The organism is Marinobacter sp. M5B, from assembly GCF_042604615.1.
In the GTDB taxonomy this organism is placed as follows: domain Bacteria; phylum Pseudomonadota; class Gammaproteobacteria; order Pseudomonadales; family Oleiphilaceae; genus Marinobacter; species Marinobacter salarius.
In genome coordinates, this window is the sequence record NZ_CP156894.1 from 613,570 (window position 1) to 637,679 (window position 24,110).

At 50.3% G+C, this 24,110-nt stretch carries 23 protein-coding genes and 1 tRNA gene; 15 read left to right on the top strand and 9 right to left on the bottom strand.

Annotated features, from left to right (window positions below; all coding sequences use genetic code 11):
* Positions 1 to 6 precede the first annotated feature (6 nt).
* The gene (locus AAGD24_RS02795) at positions 7 to 216 is read left to right on the top strand and encodes a DUF3565 domain-containing protein (RefSeq protein WP_075195551.1); all 210 of its coding nucleotides are present in this window, start codon (positions 7 to 9) and stop codon (positions 214 to 216) included.
* A 155-nt stretch (positions 217 to 371) separates the two neighbouring features.
* On the opposite strand, the gene AAGD24_RS02800 is transcribed toward AAGD24_RS02795, so the two are convergent.
* Positions 372 to 746, bottom strand: coding sequence for a SirB2 family protein (locus AAGD24_RS02800; protein ID WP_075195309.1), 375 nt, complete (start codon positions 744 to 746; stop codon positions 372 to 374).
* A 198-nt stretch (positions 747 to 944) separates the two neighbouring features.
* Here AAGD24_RS02800 and AAGD24_RS02805 point away from each other — a divergent pair, with 198 nt between their 5' ends.
* A complete protein-coding gene (locus AAGD24_RS02805) occupies positions 945 to 2,123 on the top strand; it encodes an NnrS family protein (RefSeq protein ID WP_126813037.1) in 1,179 nt (392 codons plus the stop codon).
* A gap of 7 nt (positions 2,124 to 2,130) precedes the next feature.
* Here the strand turns inward: AAGD24_RS02805 and AAGD24_RS02810 are convergent, their stop codons facing one another.
* The 3 genes from AAGD24_RS02810 to AAGD24_RS02820 all read right to left on the bottom strand — a co-directional run bounded on the left by AAGD24_RS02810 (position 2,131) and on the right by AAGD24_RS02820 (position 5,269).
* Positions 2,131 to 2,568: an RrF2 family transcriptional regulator gene (locus AAGD24_RS02810; protein WP_379866439.1), complete on the bottom strand. Its 438-nt coding sequence runs from the start codon at positions 2,566 to 2,568 to the stop codon at positions 2,131 to 2,133.
* 148 nt (positions 2,569 to 2,716) lie between these two features.
* Complete coding sequence (locus AAGD24_RS02815; protein ID WP_036202898.1) at positions 2,717 to 2,932, bottom strand: hypothetical protein; 216 nt, start codon at positions 2,930 to 2,932, stop codon at positions 2,717 to 2,719.
* Between the two features lie 810 nt (positions 2,933 to 3,742).
* A complete protein-coding gene (locus tag AAGD24_RS02820) occupies positions 3,743 to 5,269 on the bottom strand; it encodes an Ig-like domain-containing protein (RefSeq protein ID WP_083637234.1) in 1,527 nt (508 codons plus the stop codon).
* Positions 5,270 to 5,510: 241 nt separating this feature from the next.
* Between AAGD24_RS02820 and AAGD24_RS02825 the strand changes: the two genes are divergently transcribed.
* The 3 genes from AAGD24_RS02825 (at position 5,511) to AAGD24_RS02835 (ending at position 7,472) form a co-directional block, all read left to right on the top strand.
* The gene (locus AAGD24_RS02825) at positions 5,511 to 5,924 is read left to right on the top strand and encodes a hypothetical protein (protein WP_075196088.1); all 414 of its coding nucleotides are present in this window, start codon (positions 5,511 to 5,513) and stop codon (positions 5,922 to 5,924) included.
* Between the two features lie 375 nt (positions 5,925 to 6,299).
* Entirely contained in the window at positions 6,300 to 6,743 is a 444-nt protein-coding gene (locus AAGD24_RS02830; RefSeq protein WP_379866442.1) for a plastocyanin/azurin family copper-binding protein, read from the top strand.
* 12 nt (positions 6,744 to 6,755) lie between these two features.
* Positions 6,756 to 7,472 (top strand): RNA polymerase sigma factor, encoded by a 717-nt coding sequence (locus AAGD24_RS02835; protein WP_075196086.1) that lies wholly within the window; start codon positions 6,756 to 6,758, stop codon positions 7,470 to 7,472.
* Positions 7,473 to 7,825: 353 nt separating this feature from the next.
* On the opposite strand, the gene AAGD24_RS02840 is transcribed toward AAGD24_RS02835, so the two are convergent.
* On the bottom strand, positions 7,826 to 7,984 hold the full coding sequence (locus tag AAGD24_RS02840; protein ID WP_164732082.1) for a hypothetical protein: 159 nt from the start codon (positions 7,982 to 7,984) through the stop codon (positions 7,826 to 7,828).
* A 233-nt stretch (positions 7,985 to 8,217) separates the two neighbouring features.
* Here AAGD24_RS02840 and AAGD24_RS02845 point away from each other — a divergent pair, with 233 nt between their 5' ends.
* From AAGD24_RS02845 to gdhA, 4 genes are all read left to right on the top strand, one after another.
* Complete coding sequence (locus AAGD24_RS02845) at positions 8,218 to 8,670, top strand: hypothetical protein (RefSeq protein WP_075196084.1); 453 nt, start codon at positions 8,218 to 8,220, stop codon at positions 8,668 to 8,670.
* A 115-nt stretch (positions 8,671 to 8,785) separates the two neighbouring features.
* A complete protein-coding gene (locus tag AAGD24_RS02850; protein WP_075196083.1) occupies positions 8,786 to 9,154 on the top strand; it encodes a VOC family protein in 369 nt (122 codons plus the stop codon).
* A 618-nt stretch (positions 9,155 to 9,772) separates the two neighbouring features.
* The gene (gene rnk / locus AAGD24_RS02855; RefSeq protein ID WP_127402254.1) at positions 9,773 to 10,165 is read left to right on the top strand and encodes a nucleoside diphosphate kinase regulator; all 393 of its coding nucleotides are present in this window, start codon (positions 9,773 to 9,775) and stop codon (positions 10,163 to 10,165) included.
* Positions 10,166 to 10,178: 13 nt separating this feature from the next.
* Positions 10,179 to 11,525 (top strand): NADP-specific glutamate dehydrogenase, encoded by a 1,347-nt coding sequence (gdhA, locus tag AAGD24_RS02860; protein ID WP_126810678.1) that lies wholly within the window; start codon positions 10,179 to 10,181, stop codon positions 11,523 to 11,525.
* Between the two features lie 28 nt (positions 11,526 to 11,553).
* Here the strand turns inward: gdhA and AAGD24_RS02865 are convergent, their stop codons facing one another.
* The 3 genes from AAGD24_RS02865 to AAGD24_RS02875 form a co-directional block, all read right to left on the bottom strand.
* Positions 11,554 to 11,925, bottom strand: coding sequence for a GreA/GreB family elongation factor (locus AAGD24_RS02865; RefSeq protein WP_126810677.1), 372 nt, complete (start codon positions 11,923 to 11,925; stop codon positions 11,554 to 11,556).
* A 411-nt stretch (positions 11,926 to 12,336) separates the two neighbouring features.
* Positions 12,337 to 12,603, bottom strand: a complete 267-nt coding sequence (locus AAGD24_RS02870) for a hypothetical protein (RefSeq protein ID WP_127402251.1) — start codon at positions 12,601 to 12,603, stop codon at positions 12,337 to 12,339.
* A gap of 514 nt (positions 12,604 to 13,117) precedes the next feature.
* Positions 13,118 to 13,193, bottom strand: a tRNA-Arg gene (locus AAGD24_RS02875).
* A gap of 864 nt (positions 13,194 to 14,057) precedes the next feature.
* Between AAGD24_RS02875 and AAGD24_RS02880 the strand changes: the two genes are divergently transcribed.
* From AAGD24_RS02880 to AAGD24_RS02905, 6 genes are all read left to right on the top strand, one after another.
* Positions 14,058 to 14,483: an NIF family HAD-type phosphatase gene (locus AAGD24_RS02880; protein WP_379866446.1), complete on the top strand. Its 426-nt coding sequence runs from the start codon at positions 14,058 to 14,060 to the stop codon at positions 14,481 to 14,483.
* Positions 14,484 to 15,948: 1,465 nt separating this feature from the next.
* Positions 15,949 to 18,537, top strand: coding sequence for an AAA domain-containing protein (locus AAGD24_RS02885; protein WP_379866448.1), 2,589 nt, complete (start codon positions 15,949 to 15,951; stop codon positions 18,535 to 18,537).
* Complete coding sequence (locus AAGD24_RS02890; RefSeq protein ID WP_379866450.1) at positions 18,534 to 19,652, top strand: hypothetical protein; 1,119 nt, start codon at positions 18,534 to 18,536, stop codon at positions 19,650 to 19,652. The genes AAGD24_RS02885 and AAGD24_RS02890 overlap by 4 nt, the downstream gene beginning before the upstream one ends.
* Positions 19,652 to 21,181, top strand: a complete 1,530-nt coding sequence (locus AAGD24_RS02895) for a phosphatidylserine/phosphatidylglycerophosphate/cardiolipin synthase family protein (RefSeq protein WP_379866452.1) — start codon at positions 19,652 to 19,654, stop codon at positions 21,179 to 21,181. Before AAGD24_RS02890 ends, AAGD24_RS02895 begins: the two co-directional genes overlap by 1 nt.
* Positions 21,171 to 22,607, top strand: a complete 1,437-nt coding sequence (locus AAGD24_RS02900; RefSeq protein ID WP_379866454.1) for a sigma-54-dependent transcriptional regulator — start codon at positions 21,171 to 21,173, stop codon at positions 22,605 to 22,607. Before AAGD24_RS02895 ends, AAGD24_RS02900 begins: the two co-directional genes overlap by 11 nt.
* A gap of 63 nt (positions 22,608 to 22,670) precedes the next feature.
* Complete coding sequence (locus AAGD24_RS02905; RefSeq protein WP_379866456.1) at positions 22,671 to 23,132, top strand: antitoxin Xre/MbcA/ParS toxin-binding domain-containing protein; 462 nt, start codon at positions 22,671 to 22,673, stop codon at positions 23,130 to 23,132.
* A gap of 158 nt (positions 23,133 to 23,290) precedes the next feature.
* Here the strand turns inward: AAGD24_RS02905 and AAGD24_RS02910 are convergent, their stop codons facing one another.
* A complete protein-coding gene (locus AAGD24_RS02910; RefSeq protein ID WP_379866458.1) occupies positions 23,291 to 23,881 on the bottom strand; it encodes a hypothetical protein in 591 nt (196 codons plus the stop codon).
* Positions 23,882 to 24,110: the final 229 nt, after the last annotated feature.

Below are 24,110 nucleotides of genomic sequence, written 5' to 3' on the forward strand. Positions count from 1 at the left end.
GAGCTTATGAAACAACCCATCACTGGCTATCATAAAGACAAGGAAAACCACTGGGTTGCACAGTTGGCGTGCGGCCACAATCAGCATGTGCGTCATTCGCCGCCGTGGGTGAACCGCCCTTGGGTCACTTCAGTGGAAGGTAGAAAGTCGAGGCTGGGGCTTGAGCTTGACTGCAGAAAATGTGAGGAGGGTGCTCCGCCGGATAGCCAACCGTGATCAGGTTATCAACGACACAGGGAAAGCCCGTTTAATAATATAAAATGATCGGAAAATCGGCGACTTACATGGAGATATAGGCGGCGCTGTCCGTTGAAAAGTGCCCTGGTACACCAGAGGAGGGGGCTTCGATGAAGGCATTGTGCTCGATTGAGTTAAAACATCGGCTTATTCAGCGCCAGCCAGAATATGAGCGCCAATTGAGCGAGGGCAAGGATGCTCGCGATCAGTCGAGTTGAAAAACGGTACTGGGGTCTCATGGCAAACCGACCGGCGATGATATAGCCCAGTAGCAGCAAGATTTTGCCCGTAAGCCAGTGGTGAACGAACGGCATCCAGCCGGTAACGACTAGCAGGCCCAAGGCTGCAGCCAGTAACACGGTATCGTTGAGGTGGGGAAGCCACTTCAGTGGCGTGGTACGCCAGCCTGGCCGTCCAGAGGCATCGAGAGCCAGGCGAAGAGTGAATAACGCTGCGGTCAGGCAAGCTGTCGTCACGTGAAGAGTTTTCAGCAAGGTATACCAGTGCACTAAGCGTCTCCTGTTTGCGCTCAATCTGCGGGCGCGAACGTCATGATGATGCCTGTTCGTGGCGCTCCGCTAAAAATTCCGGTCAATTTTAAGCTAACTGCTAATGGATTTACCTATAAAGATTTATATAAAATACATTTTATAAAAGATAAACTTCCCTGGTCGTTCAATCAAACTGTTTCTAGGAGTTTGAGTGCTATGCAGACCATTGCGGCCAATCCTGCCAAGCCTTCCGTAAGGCAACTATTCAGCTACCCGTTCAGGATATTTTTCCTTTCGCTGACGCTGATCGCCATCGTGTTCGTGCCGCTGTGGATTTTAGTGGCCACGGGTGTGGTTCAGCCCCCCTTGGCGATGCCGGGTATACTCTGGCACCAGCACGAGATGTTGTTTGGCTTCCTTTCCGCCGCGATCGCGGGTTTTCTGCTCACGGCGGTCTGTGTCTGGACGAATACCGAGCGTACACATGGAGCCCGGTTGCTGGGACTCTGGTTGGTCTGGCTTGCCGGGCGACTACTGCTGTTGCTGGGGGGCGGTCTACCTGATCTTCTGCTGCAGGTCGTTAATCTGGCCTTCCTGCCTTTGGTTATGCTCGATGCCGGCTGGCGGATCTGGCAGGCCCGTCAGCGGCGCCAACTCGTGATTTTGATGATATTGGGTCTGCTCTGGAGTATGCAGATCGCCTTTGTGGTGACTCTGAGCACTAAATTTATCGCCGGAGGGCTGATTATGGCCATGGCATTATCCGGCATCATTGGTGGTCGTATCACGCCGGCATTTTCCACAGGGTGGTTGCGTCAGCAGGGTCGCGACCCTTCAGTGATCCGGGTTATCCCGAGGCTCGACCTGCTCGCGGTTCTGAGCATGATAGCGGTGCTGGCGTTCAAGCTGGCGGAGCTTAATGTTGCCACTGGCGCTGCCTCCATTGCTGCAGCTGTGTTCATGCTGGCTCGACTGGTGGGCTGGCGAGGTTGGCTTGTCGCCCGTAACCCACTGCTATGGATTCTCCATGTATCGCTGCTTTGGATACCGGTATCACTAGTGTTGCTGGCCGGCTATCACTTGCTGGGTTGGCCGGCCAGCGCATGGGGGCATGCGGCGGGACTGGGTGTTGTCGGCAGCTTGGTATTGGGTGTTGTTGCCCGCGTAGCGCTCGGGCATACAGGTCGGCCGTTGGCTTTACCGCCGGGAATGGTGACGGCCTTTATTGCGATACAGCTGGCAGCCTTGGTTCGCGTGACGACGGCGTTTGGCGGTATCGACTGGGTGCTTGGTGTACGCATGAGCGGAGCATTGTGGGTGCTGGCGTTTACGCTGTTTCTGGTTCGCTATACCGGTATTTTGATGAAGCCCAGATTCGACGGGCGCGAAGGTTGAGATTAATTCAAGCAATCTGCAATAAACGTAACAACTGTGGTTTTTGCCGTTCGGTTAGGATATCCGCCAGGGTATACTGATCCAGGGTGTTAAGGAATGCTCGCAGAGCCTCTGCCAGGATGTTCTTCAGCCCACACACCGGAGTGATACAGCACTGGTTGTCGCTGGAAAAGCACTCCACCAGGTTCATGTCCTGCTCGGTTTCACGCACCAACACGCCGATATTGATGTCCTCCGGTCTGCGGTGCAGACGCAGACCACCATTCTTGCCACGAACGCTCTCGATATAGCCCTTCAGTGTCAGTTGGTGCCCCACTTTCATCAGATGGTTCTTGGAGATGTCGTAACTGTCGGCGATTTGCTGGATGGTGACCAGCCGCTCCTGCTGAAGGGCGAGGTAGATCAATACCCGCAGCGAATAATCGGTGTACCGAGTGATGTGCATGTAACTACTCCTGATGGGTAACGACTAGCAAGGCGGTCGGGTAAGGAGGAAAAAGAGCGGACCGCAGAAGAATATACCCCATCCCGCCAAAAGCCACATCGTAGCGTCAGAGGCGTACAGGATACCCCAGCCCGCTGGCTAGCGGTCGCTAGTGTACGGGTCTTCCCAACGCTTTCAGGGAAATCAGCCGCAGAATATAGGACAGCTTCACCAGCGTAGCGAAAATCAGCGTGCCGATATGAGCCGCGATTTGAGCCTGCAGGCTCAGATGGTCCGCGAACGGATAAGAAACTAGCACCGTCACAATCAGCGCCAGGACGGCTACCAGCAATGCCGTATTGGCAAACCCAAGTACCTTGTCCATGCATCACCTCATAAACATATATTAAAAATACATTTTAAATATAGATCGATGACCAGAGCTTTGCAAGCCAGTTGGCTGCGTGGAATTACGTACGCTGATATTGGATTTATAGCCCGCTAGAGATATCGCGTCGAAGGGCGGCAGCGGGCACTGTTACATCAGCAAGGCGTGACGCTGGCGATGCAGCGCGGGCCAGGAGTTGATAGAGATTGGCGGAGAGGGGGTCGACCGAGAATTTGCGAGAAAAAATCGTTGGGCAACTAAAACCGGGATGTTCACATTATCGGTAGTAAAAGATGTTGTTATCCATTTCAAAAAGCTAACTGGCGAGCCGTCTGGTGTCGCTGGTGAAACTGAATAGTTCAAAGCTGCACCCGTTTGCTGGACTTCCCTCGGTACAAAGCTGGAGAGCCCCCCCTTCCGCGAGGTCACCAGAGGTAGCAGTCGAAAATCGGCAACAAAACCCCGAAACCCCCAGCGTTCTCAAGAATGAGCTCGCCGTTTACGCCCGAAATGAGGGTAGACAACATCATGGCGAGACCGGTTAGGGCCTGAACAATCAAGAGTGGTCCGACGGCTAGTGCCGCGTGCGACAAACCGATAAAGCTCAGTTGGTCTTGGAGAAACAGATGTAATAAGCCCGCTAGTGATCTGATCATTGGGTACTTTCATCGTTGGCGTCATGTTTTTTTTGGGGGGGGGGGGGGGCACCAAATTGAGATGTGAGGCCTGGGCAGTGATCAAGACACTGTCCCAGTTCTCCATTCATTGTGGTTATAGAGAGCCAACCGCCTAGCAGCTTTCAGGTCATTACAACGACTTCAAATATTCGACGAGGTCACTCTGTTGATCCTCATCGAGACCAAGGGCTTTTCGGTCGTTGTAGAGCGTGACGACATCCGCAAGCGTTGCAGCCATTCCGTTATGGAAATAGGGCGGGTGTTGCCAGATGCCTTCCAGCGGAGCTGTGCGGTACATCTTGGTTGCACTTCGAGATGCGTACCCCGGAGCTCCGTCAGGCTCCGGTTCACTCACAACATCCGATGGATCATGCAAACGACTATTCGCGTCTGTGAACTTGGGCCCGCTATGGCAGGAAGAGCACTGTGCCTGGCCATTGAACAGCTCTTCTCCACGGGCTGCTGCTGTAGGATCAAATGAACCTTCGGGAGGTTCTGGCGAGAGCAGCGACAGTTGATAAGCCTGTAGCGCCGGGAGCTTATCCGTTACAAGATCTTCTGTGCCGTTGGTTACATCAACCCCGGTTCTGGGTTCGTAAAAGGAACCTTCCCCACCCATCTGGGTGACAGCGACGTATCGGTTCCAATAGGCGATATCGTTGCCGTCTCCGGTTGATGTTGTCTTTTCGATACCGTTCAGACCAAACGCAGGCGTGATGACATGCGGACTGCTGATACCGTCCTGATTGAACCTGGCGTCGTACATCCCTGGCCCCCAGGAGTTGTAGATGTCTTTTTGTGCGGGAGTAAGTGCAGGCGACAAGGCGATAATGGCACCCGGGTTCAGGTCACGGTTGGCCCATCCGTCAAGTCGTTTGCCAATGCCCGGGGCAAAGGAATTGTCCACGGTCGAATGGCACAACGCGCAGGTCACACCGACACTGGTGAGCGTATCCACGTCGTTTACCTCCTCCACGGTGCCTTTGACACCGACTACCGCATCCAGCTTGAGTAATGCAACGGTGGTCGCAGGTGACTCCAGATTAATGGTTCCCTGTGCGATTCCATTAACTACAGCTTCAGGAAGTGCTTCCGCATCTACTTTTAGTCCCACAGAAAGGGCTGTGACCGGATCAACGGCTGACTGAATAACATCGTGCATTTCCAGCACGTCCGTCCAGAAACGTTCATCTCCAAATGTGTCATAGCGGAATATCTCTTTTCCGAGCGCAAGAGTTTCCGGGCGTGCCGTTGTCCCAAACGTCCATCCAAAGACCTTTCCAAGCGTGTTATTGGACACATCCTTTACTTCCGCAGCGATCTGTACTTCGCAGTCCTTGTTCTCGGGAAGGAGAGTATCCGGGGTCAAAAAAACGGTCCTCGCGTTGTTCTGGAAGCTGACATCGGCAAACGTTACCTCGGATTCGTCACATTCAAGGCGAACCTCGGCGGCCGAAAAAGTAGTGCTATCAAGTGAGCGGTTAAAGGTGATCGCAACCTGGGTATCAACTGGAATCAGTTCACCCTCGGCTGCCGGGCTGACGCTTTGCACAGCGAAAGGAGGCGAACTTCCGTCACTGCACCCAACCAATGTTGCGATGCAAATTGCCCCCACCAGGGCGCCTACTGTCTGTAGGTGTTTCTTATTGCTGTTCATATCCCGTTTCCTTCGTTAGGCCGGTAACGGCGCACGTAAATACACCCAAACCCCGATTATTCAGGGCTGGCTAAAGCGACAGATGCGGGAAATTGGAAAAGGTTACCGAAAGTTTTCGGACGGTGGGTGGCACTTTAATGCATTGCCGTGATGACACTACCGACAAAAAAGCCTGAAACCTTTTCGTCAGAGCTGCATCTGGTTCATTGCCACATTAATTAATCACAAACGAGGAATGGCTATGAAAAAGTTACTGATCGGTTTGTTGGGTATGAGTCTGGCAGCAGGCGCGTTGGCCCATGACGAAGACAAGGTTGCCCAGATGCCGCCGGAGGGACCGTATGTGCAGGTGAGCGAGGTGTTGCCGCTGCCTGCATTTCTGCCGGGCCTGGGGACACTTTTTGTTGATCCGGACACTTTGCCCGCTGGTCCATTCTTGAGCTATGACCACGATGGAAAGTTGTCGGCTACCGTCTACATGACGCCCCTTGAGGAATTGAAGAACGGTGTCGCTTACGATGACCTAGCGATCGGATCTCATGAAGTGACGGCTGTTGACATCTACTACAACGCAGGGCATCCCGGCGTGGAAAGTCCGCATGCTCACGTCGTGCTATTCCACGACAAGGGCGCCAAAGATCGGTTGGCCAAATAGGCGACGAGTTGTCTCCCTTTTGGTTATCTGAGAGCACAAGGAGGGCCTATGGCATAACACGGCTGAACTGGGTTGGGATCGCAGGCAGAACGCTTACTTGGGTTTGAATAAAACGGGAAAAGCATGCAAGACCAACCCTGGCTCAGCCTGGGTGCTGAAACTTACGCCCCTTGTTTTGCGAATAGAGGCCGTTGATGACCATAGGAATTCAAAATATTTGTACGTTTGTCGCGTAACCTTTTTGAAATAAGAGCATCTGATCAGTAAGACGTTTCTCAAATACCGATTGGACTGCCCGCCGGGTATCTGGCTATGAACTGTTCAAGGCGTAGATTACTGAAGTTGTCGGGCTCGCTATTACTTCTGAGTAGTGGTGTGACTGAGGCTGCTGGCGAAAGCCAGGTTGTTATCAAGATGCAAGGTACACCCAGAGGTGAAAGGGTTTGGTTTGATCCGAAGGGGATTGCGGTAGATCCGGGCACAACAATTACCTTCGTCAATCAGGATCCTGGGAATTCTCACACGGTGACGGCGTATCACCCTGAGTATTTTGATCGGGTGCGGCGGATGCCAAAGGCTGCCAAACCGTTCGGTAGTGGCCATTTGCTTCCGAACCAGAAATTCAGTCTGACGCTGACGATTCCTGGTGTTTATGACTATTACTGCGTGCCGCATGAAATGGCGGCTATGGTTGGGCGGATCGTCGTTGGAACGCCTGAAATGGTGGATTGGGATAGTTCCGCTCTGCGTGCGGGCGGAGTGAGTGGATATGTAGCGACTCAATTCCCTTCGATCCGCGATATTGTTAATGAAAGCTGACAAGGTCTCGTTATGAAAACTTCTGTCGACTCCCTATCGCCCAAGCCCACCATTGGCTTGCAAACCTCTGAAGACGAGCTTGTAAGACTGGCAAAACAGGGGCATGAAACGGCTGTAAGGGAGGTGATCAGAAGGCTTAATCCGCGTCTGTTTCGTATCGCCCGAGGCATTATGGATAACGATGCCGAAGCCGAGGAGATCGTCCAGGAAACCTACCTCATTGCCTTTTCCCGCATTGCAGAGTTTCGTGGGGATGCCAAGCTTTCAACCTGGGCCACTAAAATCGCGTTAAATGTTGCCCGAATGCGATTGAGAAAACGTCAGCCTACCGAAGAATACGACTCGGTCTCGGAAGAATTTCATCAGGAAGCATCAGTCATAGCGTTTCCAGGCAGCAGACAACGTTCCCCCGAAAACGAGCACGGCGTTGCACAGTTCCGGGAATGGTTAGAGGCAGCAGTATCCGAACTGCCGAGTCATCTTCGGGTTGTGTTTGTTCTCAGAGAGGCAGAAGGGATGGCGTTGGCCGACATTGCGCTGGACCTCGGCATTACCGTTATGACCGTCAAAACACGCCTGTTCCGCGCAAGACGACATCTTAAGTTGTTACTGGAGTCGCGTATCCAGGGTGGGTTTGAAACAGTCTATCCATTTGATGGCGCCCGTTGCGCCCATATGGCGGATTCCGTTGTCGAGCTCCTTGCTGATTTTATCCGTCCTCCCAGTTAGTGATTGTCCCATTCCGGCTCAATTGACGATCTAAATGCAGTTTGTAGTTGTCCAACGCGCATTCATCGAAAGGGCACGTGGACACCAAGCGAAAGGAAATTCATTAACAAACTATTACTGGCGAAGTCTATCCTGATGGGGAGGTGCGTGATACACGCCGGAGATACGATGGGACGCGGCACTTTGGAGGAACTGGAGCAGCTTGATGCCTGGTTTGGCCGTCAGAAAATCATACGCACAAAATCCTCATCGCGGGCAACCACCACTGGTGTTTCGAGAGAGAACCAAATCAGTGGCGCCAACCTAAAAAATACACAATGTTATTCCCAAAAGTTATCCGGAATGTACCTAGATCATCTCCTGTGGAGAACAAACCTTTCTGCTCCTTGTTTTTTAAATATAATGGGTTGAATCTGATTTATTGTTGAGGAGGTAAGAGTGAAACGTCTTCTAATTGTATCGAGCTGGGGTTTAAGTATTTCTGTTTTAGGAGTTTTTGCTTCAGTGCTCATGGCCTATCCTTGGGCATCGAGGTTTTCGATAATGGGTCAGATCATCGCTCATATTTCGATACCGCTATGGGCGGCCGGCGTTAAACTGTTCTATGTGTTGAGATTAAATGCCCTGAGAAATATGGAGCGGAGATTGAATATGCTCGCCAAAAACTCGCGTAGCGCAGAATAATAGATCCAATAACCTGTAATGCCTGCGCTTTAAAATTATCGAAGCATAGGTGGAAGTTAATATGTATATTGCAAATTTTTCATTCATGGAAAACTGCGTAATAGGTTCAGTAAGCGGGCTTACTCTTTGGAATGGGGGGCTCTTTTCAGAAAGGTTGATGGTGAATGATGCTGCATGGTTTTTGGCCACGAAAGAGGAGGCAGAAAAGTGGTCAAGGCAGGCCATTTTCGACAGTATGTTAGGCGAAATTAAGCCGGCTGTGAATGGCATAAGGTTATCTGTTGCGATCCCCATTTTATTTTATATGAAAGGATTATATAGATTCACACACGATCTGTATGGATCGGGTTCTCTCGGAGCGAATTCTCTTGGGGTGGACTCATATTCGATACGTGAAATAATCCGGCAAGATTTTATCGAGTTAAGTTACGATCTTCCGTTTAATGGAATACTGGTAAGTGAAGGTAATTATCTGCTGTGGAGCTTCAATACTTACTCAGTTTTTATTGATTAGAGTGAAGTGGTGGCCAGTCGGTCGCTCCGGCCTAGCCCGCGATCTTCATCTGACGTCCTTGTCAGGGCGTCGCTAAGCAAAATCGCTATGGTTACACCGAAGATCAGGATGCAAAATGCATATAAAAACAGCCAACACGATCTTTTATTGTAGAAAGTGGAAGGAATGTGTCGACTTTTATAAAAATAAAATCGGGTTTGAGGTAAGGATGTCTCTTAATTGGTTTGTTGAGTTCAAATTAAATGAGGCGTGTCGTTTAAGCATTGCAGATGAATCAAGAGCCTCAATTGATAGCAATGAGGGTAAAGGAGTAACCATTGCACTCGAAGTAGGTGATATCGAAACTGTACATATATACTTGAATGAGGCGGGCCTTTCCCCTCCACCTATAAAAGATCATTCTTGGGGAGCAAGAGTCATTCATATTCATGATCCGGAAGGCAACCGGATCGAATTCTGGTCTATAAACTTGGGGGCTAAATAACAATGCTAAGGAGACTCTGAATAAGTCTCAACATCCGCGACAAAAGGGCCATCGCCAACCGCATAGAATTCGTTGTCGCCATGGATCAGATAAACTTCTCCGAAGCCGAGCGCCAGAACGCACGACCTCCTTATCCGCTATCTGCCGTGCTGCTCGATGGCGCCGTTCATACGAACGTACATTACGATCAGCCTGTTGGTCCCGAAGGACTGTCCCTCCCCCAGCCCACACGCTGTTGCTAAGGTTGGCCATTGATCGTGACTTCACAGCAAGACAGTCTTTGCGGCGTTAAAAGATGTTGCTGTCCATTTCAAAAAGCGAACTGGCGAGCCGCTTGGGATCGCTGGTGAAATTGAAGAGTGAAGTGGACCCGTTTGCTTAATTTTGGGTTTGGGTTATTGTGGGACTGAGAAAGACATTTTCCTGGGTAAGAAACCTATGAATTTTCCCAACACTGCACCCCTTAAATTTCATCGGACTATGTTGTCCGAGGGGGCGTTGTGTCTTGCCGCTTTTCACTATTTCCGCTGAATTCGTCGTACTAATCGCCGAGTTCGGCGAGCCCCCCTGAACAAGCACACCAATTGAATATTGCATTCCAGGCTTAGAGGAGTCGGTATGTCCGAACGTCCAGCTATTTATGTCTTAGACCATGATTTTGATCGCTTATCTGCCATGTTGGAAAAACAGCCAAATGGCAATGCTACAGCTGAAGCGCTCTTGCAGGAGCTTGATAGGGCCACTCTGGTTGAGACCGAAAACCTTCCTGCTGGCACCGTGACCATGAATTCTTTGGTCCATTTTAAAAATGAGGGGAACGACGCCGAGTATAAGCTCAGGCTCGTTTATCCGAGACAGCCAGAGGCAGATGAAGATGAAGAGCATGTATCCGTCTTGGCTCCGGCAGGTGCGGCCCTGTTGGGGCTTCGAGTAGGTGATCGTATTGATTGGCCCTTGGCTGGCAAGAAAACGCTCAGTCTGAAAATCATCCATGTGACTCACGTAAACTAAACAAGGAAGGCCCATGCATCAAAAAGACACCCTTGAAGCGCTTTACGAGCAGGTGGTCCTGAGAAACCCTGCGGAGCCAGAGTTTCACCAGGCTGTTCTGGAAGTTCTGGAGTCTTTGTCGCCGGTAATCGCCAAGCACCCGGAGTACAAGGAAGCAAAGCTGCTGGAGCGAATTTGTGAACCAGAGCGGCAGATCATTTTCCGGGTTCCCTGGGTGGATGACTCAGGAACGGTGCAAATCAATCGTGGTTTTCGGGTTGAGTTCAACTCGGCCCTTGGGCCGTTTAAGGGTGGTTTGCGGTTTCATCCCTCCGTCAATCTGGGCGTGGTTAAATTCCTGGGTTTCGAGCAGATCTTCAAAAACTCTCTGAGCGGGATGCCAATCGGAGGGGGTAAGGGTGGTTCGGATTTCGATCCCAAGGGACGATCTGACAATGAGATTATGCGGTTTTGCCAGTCCTTTATGACCGAGTTGTACCGACATATTGGTGAGTACACCGACGTACCAGCAGGCGATATAGGCGTTGGAGCCAGAGAGATTGGCTTCCTGTTCGGCCAATACAAACGCCTGACCAACCGCTACGAATCCGGTGTGTTGACCGGGAAGGGGTTGGGCTGGGGCGGAGCCCGTGTTCGTAAGGAGGCGACAGGATACGGAACCGTTTATTTTGTCCGGGAAATGCTGGCTGCTCAGGGAATGGAACTGGAGGGCAAAGAGGTGGTGGTCTCTGGTTCCGGGAACGTCGCAATTTATGCGATGGAAAAGGTTCAGCAGTTCGGTGGCAAGGTTATCGCCTGCTCCGACTCGGAGGGCTACGTCTACGACCCTGCCGGAATTGATGTCGGTTTGGTTCGCCAGATCAAGGAAGCGGAACGTGGTCGGATTAGCGACTATGCAACTCGTCGTCAGAACGGCAGTGATTTTGTGGCGGGAGCGTCCATTTGGTCGTTGCCCTGTCAGGTTGCCCTCCCGTGCGCAACTCAGAACGAACTGACCAGCTCAGACGCGATGGCGTTGATTCGCAATGGCGTCATGGCCGTCGCCGAGGGTGCCAACATGCCGTGCACCCCGGACGCAGTGAAGTTTTTCCGTGAGGCTGGAACCTTATTTGGCCCTGCAAAAGCGGCCAATGCCGGTGGTGTCGCAACCAGCGCTCTGGAGATGCAGCAGAACGCTTCCCGGGATTCCTGGAGCTTCGATTACAGCGAACAGCGCTTGAAAGACATCATGATTGAAATCCACCGAGCCTGTTTCGAGACGGCCGAAGAGTATGGCAGGCCCGGAGATTATGTGTTTGGTGCCAACACCACAGGGTTCTGTAGGGTGGCTGATGCGATGTTGGCATTCGGTGTTATTTGAGTCGAAGCAATCTTGAATCGTTAGAACGCTAAAATTCGTCAAATGTCGCCATTTTTGCGTTCGCTTCCAACTTTTCATTGTTAATGGATAAAATGACGATGCCACTTTCCTCGCCGCCGACGCTCAGTTTTATGTAGTCGCCAGGCCTGCTGCCAAACAGCGCGAGTCCAAGAGATGAGTCTATCGGCAGGTCCCTCGGATGAGCGTCCCTTGGCCCAATAGCTTCCACTAACCGGAATTCATGAGGCTGGGAATCTGCACAATCTATAATCGTGACCCAGCTTCCAATCATTGCCATTTCATTCTCTCCAAGAATAATCGCTTTTATCAGGCGACGACACTTTCTTCTCATGATTCCCAAAGTATCTAAAGACACAAGAAAACCAGCATCAATGTTCATAAAACCTCTGATCAGAAAAATGATAAATTCATATAAGGTGTGAGAGTTCGATAAGTAAACGCAGATGATATGATCGGGAAAACCGTTATTGAAGGGGAAAGGTTGACCCTTTCCCCTATTGCTAATCAGGCGTTTTTTTGTTTTTTATCTTTTCTTTTCTCTTTCAATGTTTTTTTAGCCTGTTTTTTCGGTTTTTCCTTACTCATTTTCATGCTCTCATTTATAAATAGCGCTGCCGATAGGCGCTTTATAAAAACTGGTCGGCATTTTATTCATGCAATCTGATCACCTTTAGTATTTTTCGGGTTTGCCAATAGGCTACCTTCTTTATTTATTTAATCAAGTGAAGGTGACGTGTGCTCATAAGGTTCTAGTGGTTCCGGTTGCAGACATAGAAATACTAAGAAAATATCAGTGTGTGTCTTCGGTGCTCGTCCTGATGTACAGTCGTCCGTCTTCGCCCTCAAAAATAACGCCAGCGCCGATCAGGCGGCAGAGTCCATGCATTGTTATGTCTTCGTTAAAATCCAAGAGTTCTGAAAGCTCATGTGGGTGGGGCAGCGGTTCGTTGATGTTCCAGTAGTTAGAGTCAATAAAAAAACGTAACGCGTCAGTAGCCTGCTGTTTTTTTATTAATCCAAAAAAATATTTTCGAAACAAAAAAACTATTACGTTCATGAAGATCAAAGCCTCCAAATAATTATTTGGTGAGCATTTTTCGAAAACGAGCAGAAAATGGGAGGCTCAGTCGCGGAGCCTCCCTAATCTATTTTTATTGTTGTTGTTCCGAAAAATGCCTTGTGCAACTTTGGCCTGAATCCCCCTCAGTATTAGTTACTACTATGCTTTCAGGCGATGTACCTAATAGCGCTAGTCCAACGGAGGAGATCGTTTATGTTATTTTTCAGTAACTTTAATGGTTGCGAGCACAGAGCGTGCCGTGCTCGCTTACTAATGGAAGGTGGTCAAGAGATACTTTCGTGAAAACATGGCTGCTCTCAATGTGTCCTGAATCCCAACCATAGCAACAATTAAAATAAAGGCAAGAGTGGAGCTTACAATAACTGGCAAGACGACGAATCAGTCCGGCCGCTGATGACAAGCAATTCAGAAATATTGGCACTGGCAGAGCACCATTTAGGTACAGACAACAAAAAAGGACCTGCGTTTGCACGCAAGTCCTTCATGATAATGGCCCGCCCGTCAGGATTCGAACCTGAGACCTTTGCCTCCGGAGGGCAATACCTTACACGCTTTAAATCGGCCGGCTATGTCTGAGAACGGTATAAATCGTTGCTGTTAAAGGCTTTTTGCGATTTAGTGTATTTCGATTGAGGACGAACAAGCTCACATAGCGCCGACTAATTTGGGCACAGGGTGAGAATTTGTGATGTGCTGAAAATGACCGTTGGTCGCTCAGATTTTGGATGGATAGACTGGCTAGCCGGCGGATAATTTTAGCACAGTCGAAACCAAGCCGGCGATGTTGCTTTAGCCATCATTAACACTCGGATTTCAGAGGCACTGTACTAGAATGCAATTATGTGCGTCGTGGAGTTAAGGGGCGTAAAGGGCAATTACTTACCCGATACGGCGGGACGTTAAGAGGAAAAGTAATGGGGCTTTCTTCGAGAGAAAAAGCGATTCTTCGCGAGGGTGGTGTGAGTGGGCTTGATTAGCCTGCCGACCGAAACAAAATAGTATCCGATCTTGGACAGGAGCTTCTGGAACGGGAGTGGCAGTGTCTCCTGAAGGATGTGTTGGATGAGGATGATGCTGCAGATTTGTTGGGTCTATCCAGGGAGAGGTTGTGTGAAAAGATTCAGTCTCGACAGCTAGAGCTGCACAAAATTGCACGTCCAACAGGAGGCTGGGTCTTCCCTCGGTGGCAGTTTTCCACATGTGGTTTGATCCCCCATCTTGATGAACTTATGGGAGCATTGAGCCCCGGAGTTCATCCTGTCACTGTCTGCCAATTCATGACCACTGAAAACCGAGACCTGGACATGGACACTTCGGGTTGCTGTTTGTCACCGCGAGAATGGTTGGTTAGAGGGTATAATCTCAACCCGGTGATTGTTCAGGTCAAAGACCTTTGACCATCATGGTATCCAACTGCGAGAGGTTATTTCGTGAACAGTCTGGTTTGTCTTGACCTAGAAGGGACGCTAATCAGCAACGCTGTCAGCCAGATCCCGCGTCCTGGACTTTATAATTTTCTCCAGCAGATATCGGCCATTGCTGATGTAATTCTGTACACAAGCGTTTCTAGGGAGCGTACCGAGGCAATCAAGCGAATCCTTGTGAGTGAGGGATCTGCCCCCGAATGGTTTTTGAAGCTTGGTAGCATGCATCCGGAAGCCACCATCAAGTCGAAGCAGCTTGTCCCGGATATTTCTAAATACAGCGATAGCGTTCTAGTTGACGATCAGCGAGACGTGATCGCAGATGGTGAATTTGATTGGTGGGTACCTGTTGTTGAATTCCAGCCTCCATACTCTGTGGACGATCGTGAGCTTGAGCGTGTCTTAGGAGTCATTCGAGAACGTACCAAATGAGATGGTCCTGCATGCTGGATTTCAATTGGTGTGGAGATGCACAAGGTCATGTACACCCAGCTGTTTGCTAATAGGAGCCCCTGGATTTCCGTTCGCATCGTCGCTCTTTGACTCCGGGTACAGTCCATGAATTCGGTGTTTCCGATCCTGTTTCCATTACTAGTTCGATGTTTCCGGTTACAGACGGGCACTTTCGAGCGGCGAAAAAGTGAGCCGTATGGGTGTCTAGGGGCACCCATATACGCCAGGTGATTCATAAAAATGTATTTCCAGAAACAAGAAGAGCGCCAGCTTTTTGTCAGCGCTCCTCAACATTTCTCCTTGCAGTTGTCGAGCTTACGGTTAAATGCCCCTTACCTCATTCCAGTACCGCTCATTGCTAGAAAAATAAGGTCACTTTTTCCTAATGATGCGGGGTGTCCTAAGCTGCGTCGCAATCAGCAGGATAAAATTAGGCAGCGTTGTACCTACCATTTTCCACCTCTCCCGCAATTCGAGCTACATGGTAGGTACAGCGTGGTGCATCTTTAAAACTGCATTTAAATCAAGCGAATGGTAAAGGCTTATGCTGTGATGCGCTCATCAAAATAAAAGTAGACAGCACTGTACCTACCACCTGTAGCCACATATTTCACAACCGATGGTAGGTACACGAGTTGAATTTCAAAGGCCATAGGGGCGAATGTTGGTGCAAAACGAAGTGGTAGGTACAGAGCGGTGTATCTAGAAAACTGAAATTAAATCAAAAGGATGTGGTTCTCCCGTGCTGAGCCGAAATCGGCAGGATAAAATTAGGCAGCCTTGTACCTACCATTATCCCCTCCCTCGCAATTCGAGCTACATGGTCGGTACAGCGCACTGTATTTAAATAATCCCTTTTAAATCAGATGGATGATAGCTGTCTATGCTGTGGTGCGCTGATCAAAACAAAAATAGAGAGCGCTGTACCTACCACCTGTGGACCCTGACTTCTCAACTGACGGTGGGTAATCGAGTTGAATTTCAGGGGCCATAGGGGCGAATTTCGGTGCTGAACGAGATGGTAGGTATAGTGCGTGGTATCTCAAAAACCAAAATAGAATCAATCCGATATGGATGTCGAGGGCTGCGCCCAGATCAGCAGGACAAAATTAGACAGCGTTGTACCTACCATTATTCCCCTCCCTAGAAATTCGGGCTAGGTGGTAGGTACAAGGCGGTGTATTTCTGCACCAAGCCTGGATTCAGGAAAAAAGAACTAGCTTGTGCTGTGCTCGCCCTCGAACCTACAAGCCTATAGAGTGGTTCAAGATGGTATAAAAATACCCAGCATAGGAATAAAAATCCGCATTTAAATTTTCCTATGATTCGTATCTAACTAAAAAATATAGAAAATAAAAAATAAAGATTCTGGTATGGTGATTGCTATTCCATATAGCGTCGCAAGTTGAGCGATGTTTTCCAACTTTCTAATAGGGAGAAGAACGTGGCGCTACTCCACTACCAGAATCTGGGCGTCGGTCGTCCTGATGTACTTATGCAACGAGCTTTCTTCGGGCTCAAGACATTCCATGATTTTTTGGGTCGGACCAAAAAGTACATGGAAAGTGATGCCGCCGTCGTTCGTTTGGCATGGAAGGATGGGCTTCCGCCGGAGTCGAGAGGGTCCGATGCTTTAGAACAAAAGGACGGTTTCTGGCTCCAGCTAGAGGAACCAAAAGATCGTCCGAACGAACCCGAATCGAGCTTCAAGGCGTTCATGGACGAGAACAACCGTGAAGTTTTTGCGGTAAAAGTGCACGAGGGGGCGGAAAAAAATTCCTTTGGACGAAATACGTTCAGTAAAGACAACCGTATTCAGGTGCTGGATCGTGATGTCGACAATTACCAACTACTTTTGGAGCACCGCCCCGCATCTGACCAGCTGATTCTGAGGCCTGAAACATACACGTTGTTTCGGCAATTGGAAGCGCTTAAACGACTTCAAGATAGCCCTTCCGATGCTCACATCCCTTTGCTCCGGTTGTTTGAATCACTCGGACATGCCAAGTGGTCGCCTTTTATAGAGGACGATGTAGCCAACTGGTGCGTGCTGACAGATGAAACACGTCAAGGGACCGATGAGCAGCGCCGATTCGTCAATAAAGCGTTGGCAACGCCTGATTTTGCGTTTCTGGAGGGACCTCCAGGGTCTGGGAAGACAACAGCCATTTGCGAATTAATTCTTCAGTCTGTCAGCAGGGGGCACAGGGTGCTGCTGTGTGCCTCGACCCATGTGGCTGTCGACAATGTGTTGGAACGACTGATGGATGAGCACAACCCGCACAGGGATATGATGATACCCGTGCGGGTAGGTGATCGTAGTAGCGTTTCAGATAAGGCGCGTCCCTGGCAGCTGGACGCTTTCGTGAAAACTGAACGGGATCGCTTGCTGCGTGAATTGAAGGGCAGGGCACATCGTTCAGAATCCCAGAAAGCTTTCCTTGAGACTCTACGACACGGTAGTTCTGAGCTAGAAAGAATGGTGCTCGATGCCTCAAATCTTGTCTGTGGGACGACCATCGGTATCTTGCAACATCCCGATATCAAAAATCGCAGGAGCCATTCTGCCGACTTTGACATGCTGATCGTAGACGAGGCCTCGAAAACGACCTTTCAGGAATTTCTTGTTCCCGCATTGCTGGCCAAGCGATGGGTTATCGTTGGCGATCCAAAACAGCTGTCGCCCTATGTCGATGATGCGGCCATGGCGTGCAATGTAGAAACATGTTTGCCTGATAAAGTGGCTCGTGAGGCTTGTGTTGATGTGTTTTTAGCGGCTCAGAGAAACCTCAATAAGCACCGGTCGGCAGTTGTTGCAGTCGGTAGCGAGGCAGACGGGCAAAAGTATTTGAGTCAGGCGCAGGCGAGAGGTGTGGATGTCGCGGGTGCAGGTGACGACGAAGCTGCCTTCTCATCGATTATTGTGGACAGTGAGTCAGAGCTTGAAATGCACCTTGATAACTTACCACTTGATACCAACACGGTCCGCGCTCCTCAGGCGTCGCTAAAGCCCCTGCGGAGGCAGGTCAGCGCTTGGAGAAGGGTCAATCGTGAAAGAGTCGCTGAACTACCTGAGTGGTCAACGGAACTGAGCTGGCGGCTAGCCAGGCTATATGAGCAACGCTTTGCTGAAGATTCTGAATCGGGAGTGCGGAGCAGAACAGCGGAAAGGTATCGCAAGGATATTGACCATTTGCTGCCGGCGGATGATTTAGCTACTGGCCGTGACAGCGTATTCGACGGTATCGGACGTGTCAGGCGGGTTGCCTTGCCCTCCATTCTCGAGTCCCTTCGTTATGGATTTGAGCGAGACAAGAACCAGAGACAGGGCACAGCATTATCTGACGGTCTACCAACTGATGTATTGGCAAGGCGGCATGTACTTTTGAGCACGCAGCACCGGATGCATGATGAGATTGCCGAATTTTCTCGGAACCACATCTACCAAGGCAAAGCATTACAGACCCCGGAAGATATGGCTGATCGTCGGCGGTGGGGGTACTCGCGGTATGAACATCGTGCTCTCTGGCTTGAAGTGAAGGGGAAATTTAACAGCAAAACCAATTCCAACCCTCCAGAAGCGAAAGTTGTTCTTGATGAGGTAACTGCATTTGATCGTTGGGCCAAGAAAAACCCACAGTCTGATGGCACACCGTGGGTTCTTGCCGTGCTCTCTTTTTATCGCGGCCAAGAGAGAGAAATCCGAAAGCACCTGCGTCGATGGACTGGAATGATGGGGAAAATGCGCCATTTCCACCGTGGTGAAAAACAGAAGCCGTATTTGGAGATAGAGCTATGCACTGTAGATCGCTTTCAGGGTCATGAGGCGGACTTGGTCCTCATCAGTTTGGCCAACGACCATCCCACCAGCTTTCTGGAAAGTCCCAACCGTCTGAATGTGGCGCTGACCAGAGCTCGCTATCAACGAGTCGTTATAGGCAATCGTAAAGCCATGCGAAGGGCTAAACAGAGTGTGCTCGGTATCCTTGCAGACAAGGAACCTTGGGCTATGCCGGGGGAGAATAGCTTATGAAAAACAAACTAATTCTTCGTCGGACGCTCAATGTAGTGTGTTGGCGTGTGTCCGGGCAGGTTGCTATTGCGAAGAAGCGCAGTGACCTTCTGCCCATGCTGCTCCGTGTGCAAGAGGTTGAGCAAACTGACCCGAAAGATATCGCCGATCACCTTTTTTTCGAACGGAATTCCAGGAGAGTGGTTGCTGAGCGCCTTCTAAAAGTTGCTCATAGCTATGGGTTGCTGAAAAAAGCAAACGAAGGATCATACTCTCTCAGTGAGGAGGGTAAGCGCGCAATAGCAACGGAACGTGTTTATGTCCCTCAGGAGGGCACCTGGACCGTATGGGCCAGTGAGGACTCCATGCTTGATCATCCGATCCTGAAGGTAGTTGCCTGGGACGAACCCAGTGCCCTCGATGAGGTGTGGGGCAAAGATAAGCAAAAAAGTTCTGAGAGGGCATTTAGGGAGCTGCCACAGTGGGTGAAAAGAGGTGAAGGCCGAGCCTTTGATGCGGTGGGTAAAGCGGCAGAATCCAGTCGTATCGACAAAATGCAAAGCAAGGCTGAATGCGTGCCGGATCAGGCTTCTCTGGAGCTGGAGTGGGATGTCAGAAAAGGAGATTTGAGGCTGCGGGGAGATTTGGCAGGTCAATCCGTTGATTCGGTTCTGAAAGCTCCCGACATTGAGCCGGATCAGGTTTGGAAGAGTCTGCTTGAGCCGGCTGCGCTTTGGTCTCGATGGGATGGAGATCGAAAGGCTTTGAGAGTCGCCTTCAGTGAAAGTGAGATTTCTGAGCGAGAGCGTTTAACCCGGGATTTGACGTTCAAGAACCCGATGATTCCCGGTGTTGGTCAGTTTAAGGACATTGATGTCCATGATGTGCCCTTGTTTCCACTATTAGCTGGGGATGCAGAGAAATGGGCGGACTGGCGCCTACGAGATCGGATCAATGATTACGCAACGAACTCGCGATATCAGCAATGGGTTAAAGAGGCAGCAGAGCCTTTTGCGGAGTTCGCTCTCACTTTGCCCGAAAGAGATGAGTTGACGAAGGTGGTTTGGGCGGACCGAGGTAACCGACCGACAGCAAAGTGCTGGCACTTGGTGGCATCAGAGGATTGGGGGCTTTAATGAACGACAGAATGAACCATTGGAAGAAAGAGCACACTGAGACCATCGATCAACGTGAGTACACGCTGCCGCCAACGTGGGTAATGGAACCTGAATCCGAATTCGAGCGCGTCGAAGCCATTTACGATGTGTATCAGTCGGGCCCAATGAGGATGATCGCAGAAGAGATAGTAAAGATGACTCAGAGATCTCATCAAATGATTGTTCTATCGAGTTTTCTTTTGGCAGATCGGGAAATTGAGGACGCCCTGCTGGCGGCCTCCCATCGCGGCACTCGAGTTTATGTCATGCTGGCGTCGGAAACTCGCTTGGAGAATGATGACAGTGAGGAATCGTTCGATAAGCACGTTATCAAACAGCATAAAGAAATGCTCTCGCGCCTGAGTGGCCACGTTCTTTTTCGTTCGGCACCACAGTTCCATGCCAAAGTTGTTCTGGTTGATCCGTATACGGATACCGGCTCTGGCCTTTTGCTGACCGCGAATCTTACGGAAGCCGCTTTGGAGCGAAATCCTGAACTGGCGGTGGACCTCACCTCGGCAGAGGCGGAGCAAGTTGCCAATTTACTTCGGTGGGCAATGTGGGAGACTGCTGCGCATGAGAAGGCCGGACCCGATGAGCAATTCAGGCCGGTAAAACCGCTGGGCGTCGTCGATTATCCGGAGCTCGGGAGTGGGATCGTAGCAACCACCGAGAAAGAACAAGGCATATATCAGTGCGCGCTGTCAGTAATTGACAGTGCGACGGACGAGTTGCTCGTCTGTAGCTTCGGTTGGGATGCCAATCATCCTGTCGTTCAGCGTTTGTGTGAACGGGCTCGAGAGGGCTTGAGGGTTACTGTCCTGGCCAGGAAAAGGCCCGCTTCAATGCCTGCTTTGATAGCACTTCGAGAGGCCGGTGCAACGGTCATTGCTTTCAGGTGGCTCCACGCAAAAGCGATATGGGCTGACTCGGGTCAGGCGCTTGTAATGTCTGCCAATCTTCAATGTCATGGGTTGGACAGTGGCTTCGAGATAGGGGTTCACCTATCGGATTCCCGCTCGGAATGGCTTAGGGAGCACCTCAATGAATGGATATTCCAAGCACCGGCATCATTAGAATTAGCCCCTCTGTTAGGGAGCTTGGTGGGTAGGGTCGAAGTATGGAGCCAGGGCAAGTTCACTGAGGTTGATGTCTGTGAAGAAGAAGACATCAACTTGGGGGCGCATCAATCTGAGTCGGCAGACGATCTTGAATTCAGGCCAGACTTTCCGACTAGGCCGTCGATCCCCAATGTGCATCAGCTTCACTATCACTGGGAGGTTACCGCGCCGCTGTTGAAGCCCAAATCAAAGCCGCAGCGCCGTAAGGAGAAAGATAAGTCAAAAAATACCATTCCGTTTGCGCTTCCAGTTTTTAAGGAGCCGGATGGTCGCAAGGTGGTAGCAATAGAAACTCCGGATCAGCTGCCGGAAGCGAAGTCGGTTAAGGCAACAGCTAAGGCTTCAGCTGTAGTGATCGATGCGGAGCGTTTGCGTCATGACAGCTGACAAAGGCGTTTTGTTATGCTGGCACGCTGAGCGCGCTGGGCTTGAAGTGCTTGAGCGGACACTTAAGGCATTGAGCAATCGAAGAATTACTATTGCCGAAGTGTATTATCTGGTGCAGGGCAAAAAAGGGGATACCTTTCCTTCAACCTTGGATGGTGCGCTGCTGAGGGTTATAGAGGTACCACTTGAGGACCCGACGCACCATGCCGAAATATACTCCCGAGTGCGGCAGGATATCCTGCCGCGACTGCACGACTTAGGCCACCAACTACACATTAATATCTCGCCTGGCACCCCTGCTATGCATAGCGTGTGGTTGATTCTGCATGCCGGTGGAAGTCTACCTCCGGATTGCCGACTTTGGTCGTCGCAGTATAGCAAGCAGACGAAACGGACTCGTATTGACGAAGTGGATTTTCCGATCACGACGTACTTGTCAGAAATTCACGAACTTGAGTACCGGGAACCGGAACTTGCGGTATACGAGCCAGAGGCTCGTTCCGCAGCCCGGCGTGATTCGCTAGAGCGACTTGCCAGGTATTCTCAGGTGCCGGGCGCACCCGTGCTGTTATTGGGAGAGCGAGGGACCGGTAAGAGCCGGCTGGTCGAAACATTTGTCAGCAGGCTCAAGCAGCGCTCCAAGGTGGCTACAGTGCCTTGTGGAGGCTTGGATAGCGATCTGGCCGAAAGCTTTCTCTTTGGCCATCTGAAAGGAGCGTTCACGGGGGCAGGTGAAAAACGGGAAGGCATTCTGAAGGAAGCTGATGGTGGTGTTCTGTTTCTAGACGAAGTTCAGGATTTACCAAAGCCTGTACAGCGAAAACTTGTGCGAGTATTTCAGGATCGACTCCACCGTTATCGGCCAATAGGAAGTGACCAAGAAGAGAGTGCGGATTTCGAAGTCATTTGTGCTTCCAACCTACCCGTGCAGGAACTTCGGGAGCGCCTGGACCCTGACTTGTTTGACCGACTGAGTCACCTGGTTGTGTCTATCCCTCCTCTTCGGGAGTGTCGTGAGGACTTACACGACGATTGGAGTCGCGTATGGCGAGAGCTCCAAATATCGAATCATGGTCCTCCAAATCCACCTTGGTCGGAGGAGATTAAAGAGACGCTGCTCCGAAGTTCCTTGCCCGGGAACCTACGGGACCTACAACGCCTTGCTTTGTTGATAATGGCCTGGTGCCCTTTGGGCGACCAAACACGAATTGACGATGCCATAGGGGAGTGGTCGAGACAGGAAGATTCCTTATCATCGGAAACGATATTTCTTGGTTCCGGAACAAGGTTTGAGCGGCTACGATGGTTCCGTAAGAAGTTAGCTACTTGGGCAATTGAGCAATATGGAAGCTGGACTGCTGCCTCTGAAGCTTTAGATTGTGATCGAAAAACACTGCAGAAGGATGCCTCTGCAGATACTCGGTGAGGTATGGATCTGTCTCCAATCACTAAACGACACGCTGTTTAACGTTGGCCCAGCTGGAGAATCATGGTGGCTTTGAATAAAGGGAAAAAACTCTCCTTGAATGCCGATCTGATTTTTCAAGAACTGATCAGCTCTACCGGCACAGAGCTCAAAGTTTCCTTTACACCGGAGGCTATTAGGTCCGGTGAGGTGCCCACAGGTGTGGTGCCTGGGCTGGCAGACTGGCTCAATATCGACTGTAAAGACATGTTGAAACTCCTGAAGATATCTCGCTCTACCTTCTATCGGCGCAAGCGTTCAGGGGTGCTTAGGGGCGACGAGGCCGACAGGGTGTACCGGTACGTGCGGCTCTACACGTTAGCCAGCACTCTTTTCCACGGTGATATCGATTCTGCCCGTGAGTGGCTGAATAGGCCGGCTTATGCTTTCAGGAGTAAAACTCCGCTCGAGCACGCCACAACTGAAATCGGGGCTCATGAAGTTGAGACCCTTATCGGGCGGATAGAGCACGGCATTCCATCGTGAATTAGCTCCATGTGTGTAAATCCCGCTATGTTAGTGTTGAAACTGCCGTCGCTGGGGCTGAGCGGTGCGATTAGGGTCAGGAGCCGGCTCCGCCGGTTTAGTGATTGTAGCGAACTAAAATATCTAGGCTTGCTGAATCAAATTGCGTATCACAAGTATCAAGCCTTTGCTAAGTGATAAACTATTGCAACATCTTGGCACTCGGTATTATCTGCCATCCTTATAGAATTAACTTTAAAGCGATCGACAACAACGGTATCGAATCCTTGAATATCTGGCACCGCTCCGTCTCCGAAGTGAGGATGACAGAGGACGCCCGTGGGTGTAAGGATGCTTTTTAGCCGCATTTGGGCTTCCATGCGCCGGAAAGAATCGCGATCCTGATCTGGAAAGTAGTCATACGGATCGTAAAAAATGAAATCATAAGTTTGTTGGATTGTCGCGTTTAGCCAATCATCAAAAAATGGGCGTACTGTTGTATGCTTATTTGCGAATCGTTCTAAGTCATTATAAATATTGCTTTCTATTTCATAAATGTCGTGCTGTTCTGGCATTAAATACTTTTGGATTAGAGCGGAGGATATCCCCAGTCCAAACCCTATTTCAAGGACGCTTTTAGGCTGTAAGTATTCGAGCCGGGCAAACAACTTTTCAAAGTACTGCTCTTCCGTGCGAGACATTACCACTTGGCCGTTCCAAATAATAATGTCATTGGTTTTTTCATCAAAATCGAGGTTGATGGTGCTCAACGAATACCCTCTCCATGTCTAATCGGCGTTCTTTGTGGCTGAGACGTTGAAAATCGCATTTCGGGATTAAATACGCACATAGTTTAACCGGTAAACTCATGCCCGGAACTACCGTGCGAATCTGTAACATCATCTTTTATGGCATTTAGGGTGCGACGCCAAACTAAAACCAGCTGGGAGTCGTTTTCTGACGTTGCATCACTGAATCCTGCATGTAAGGCAGCCAGGC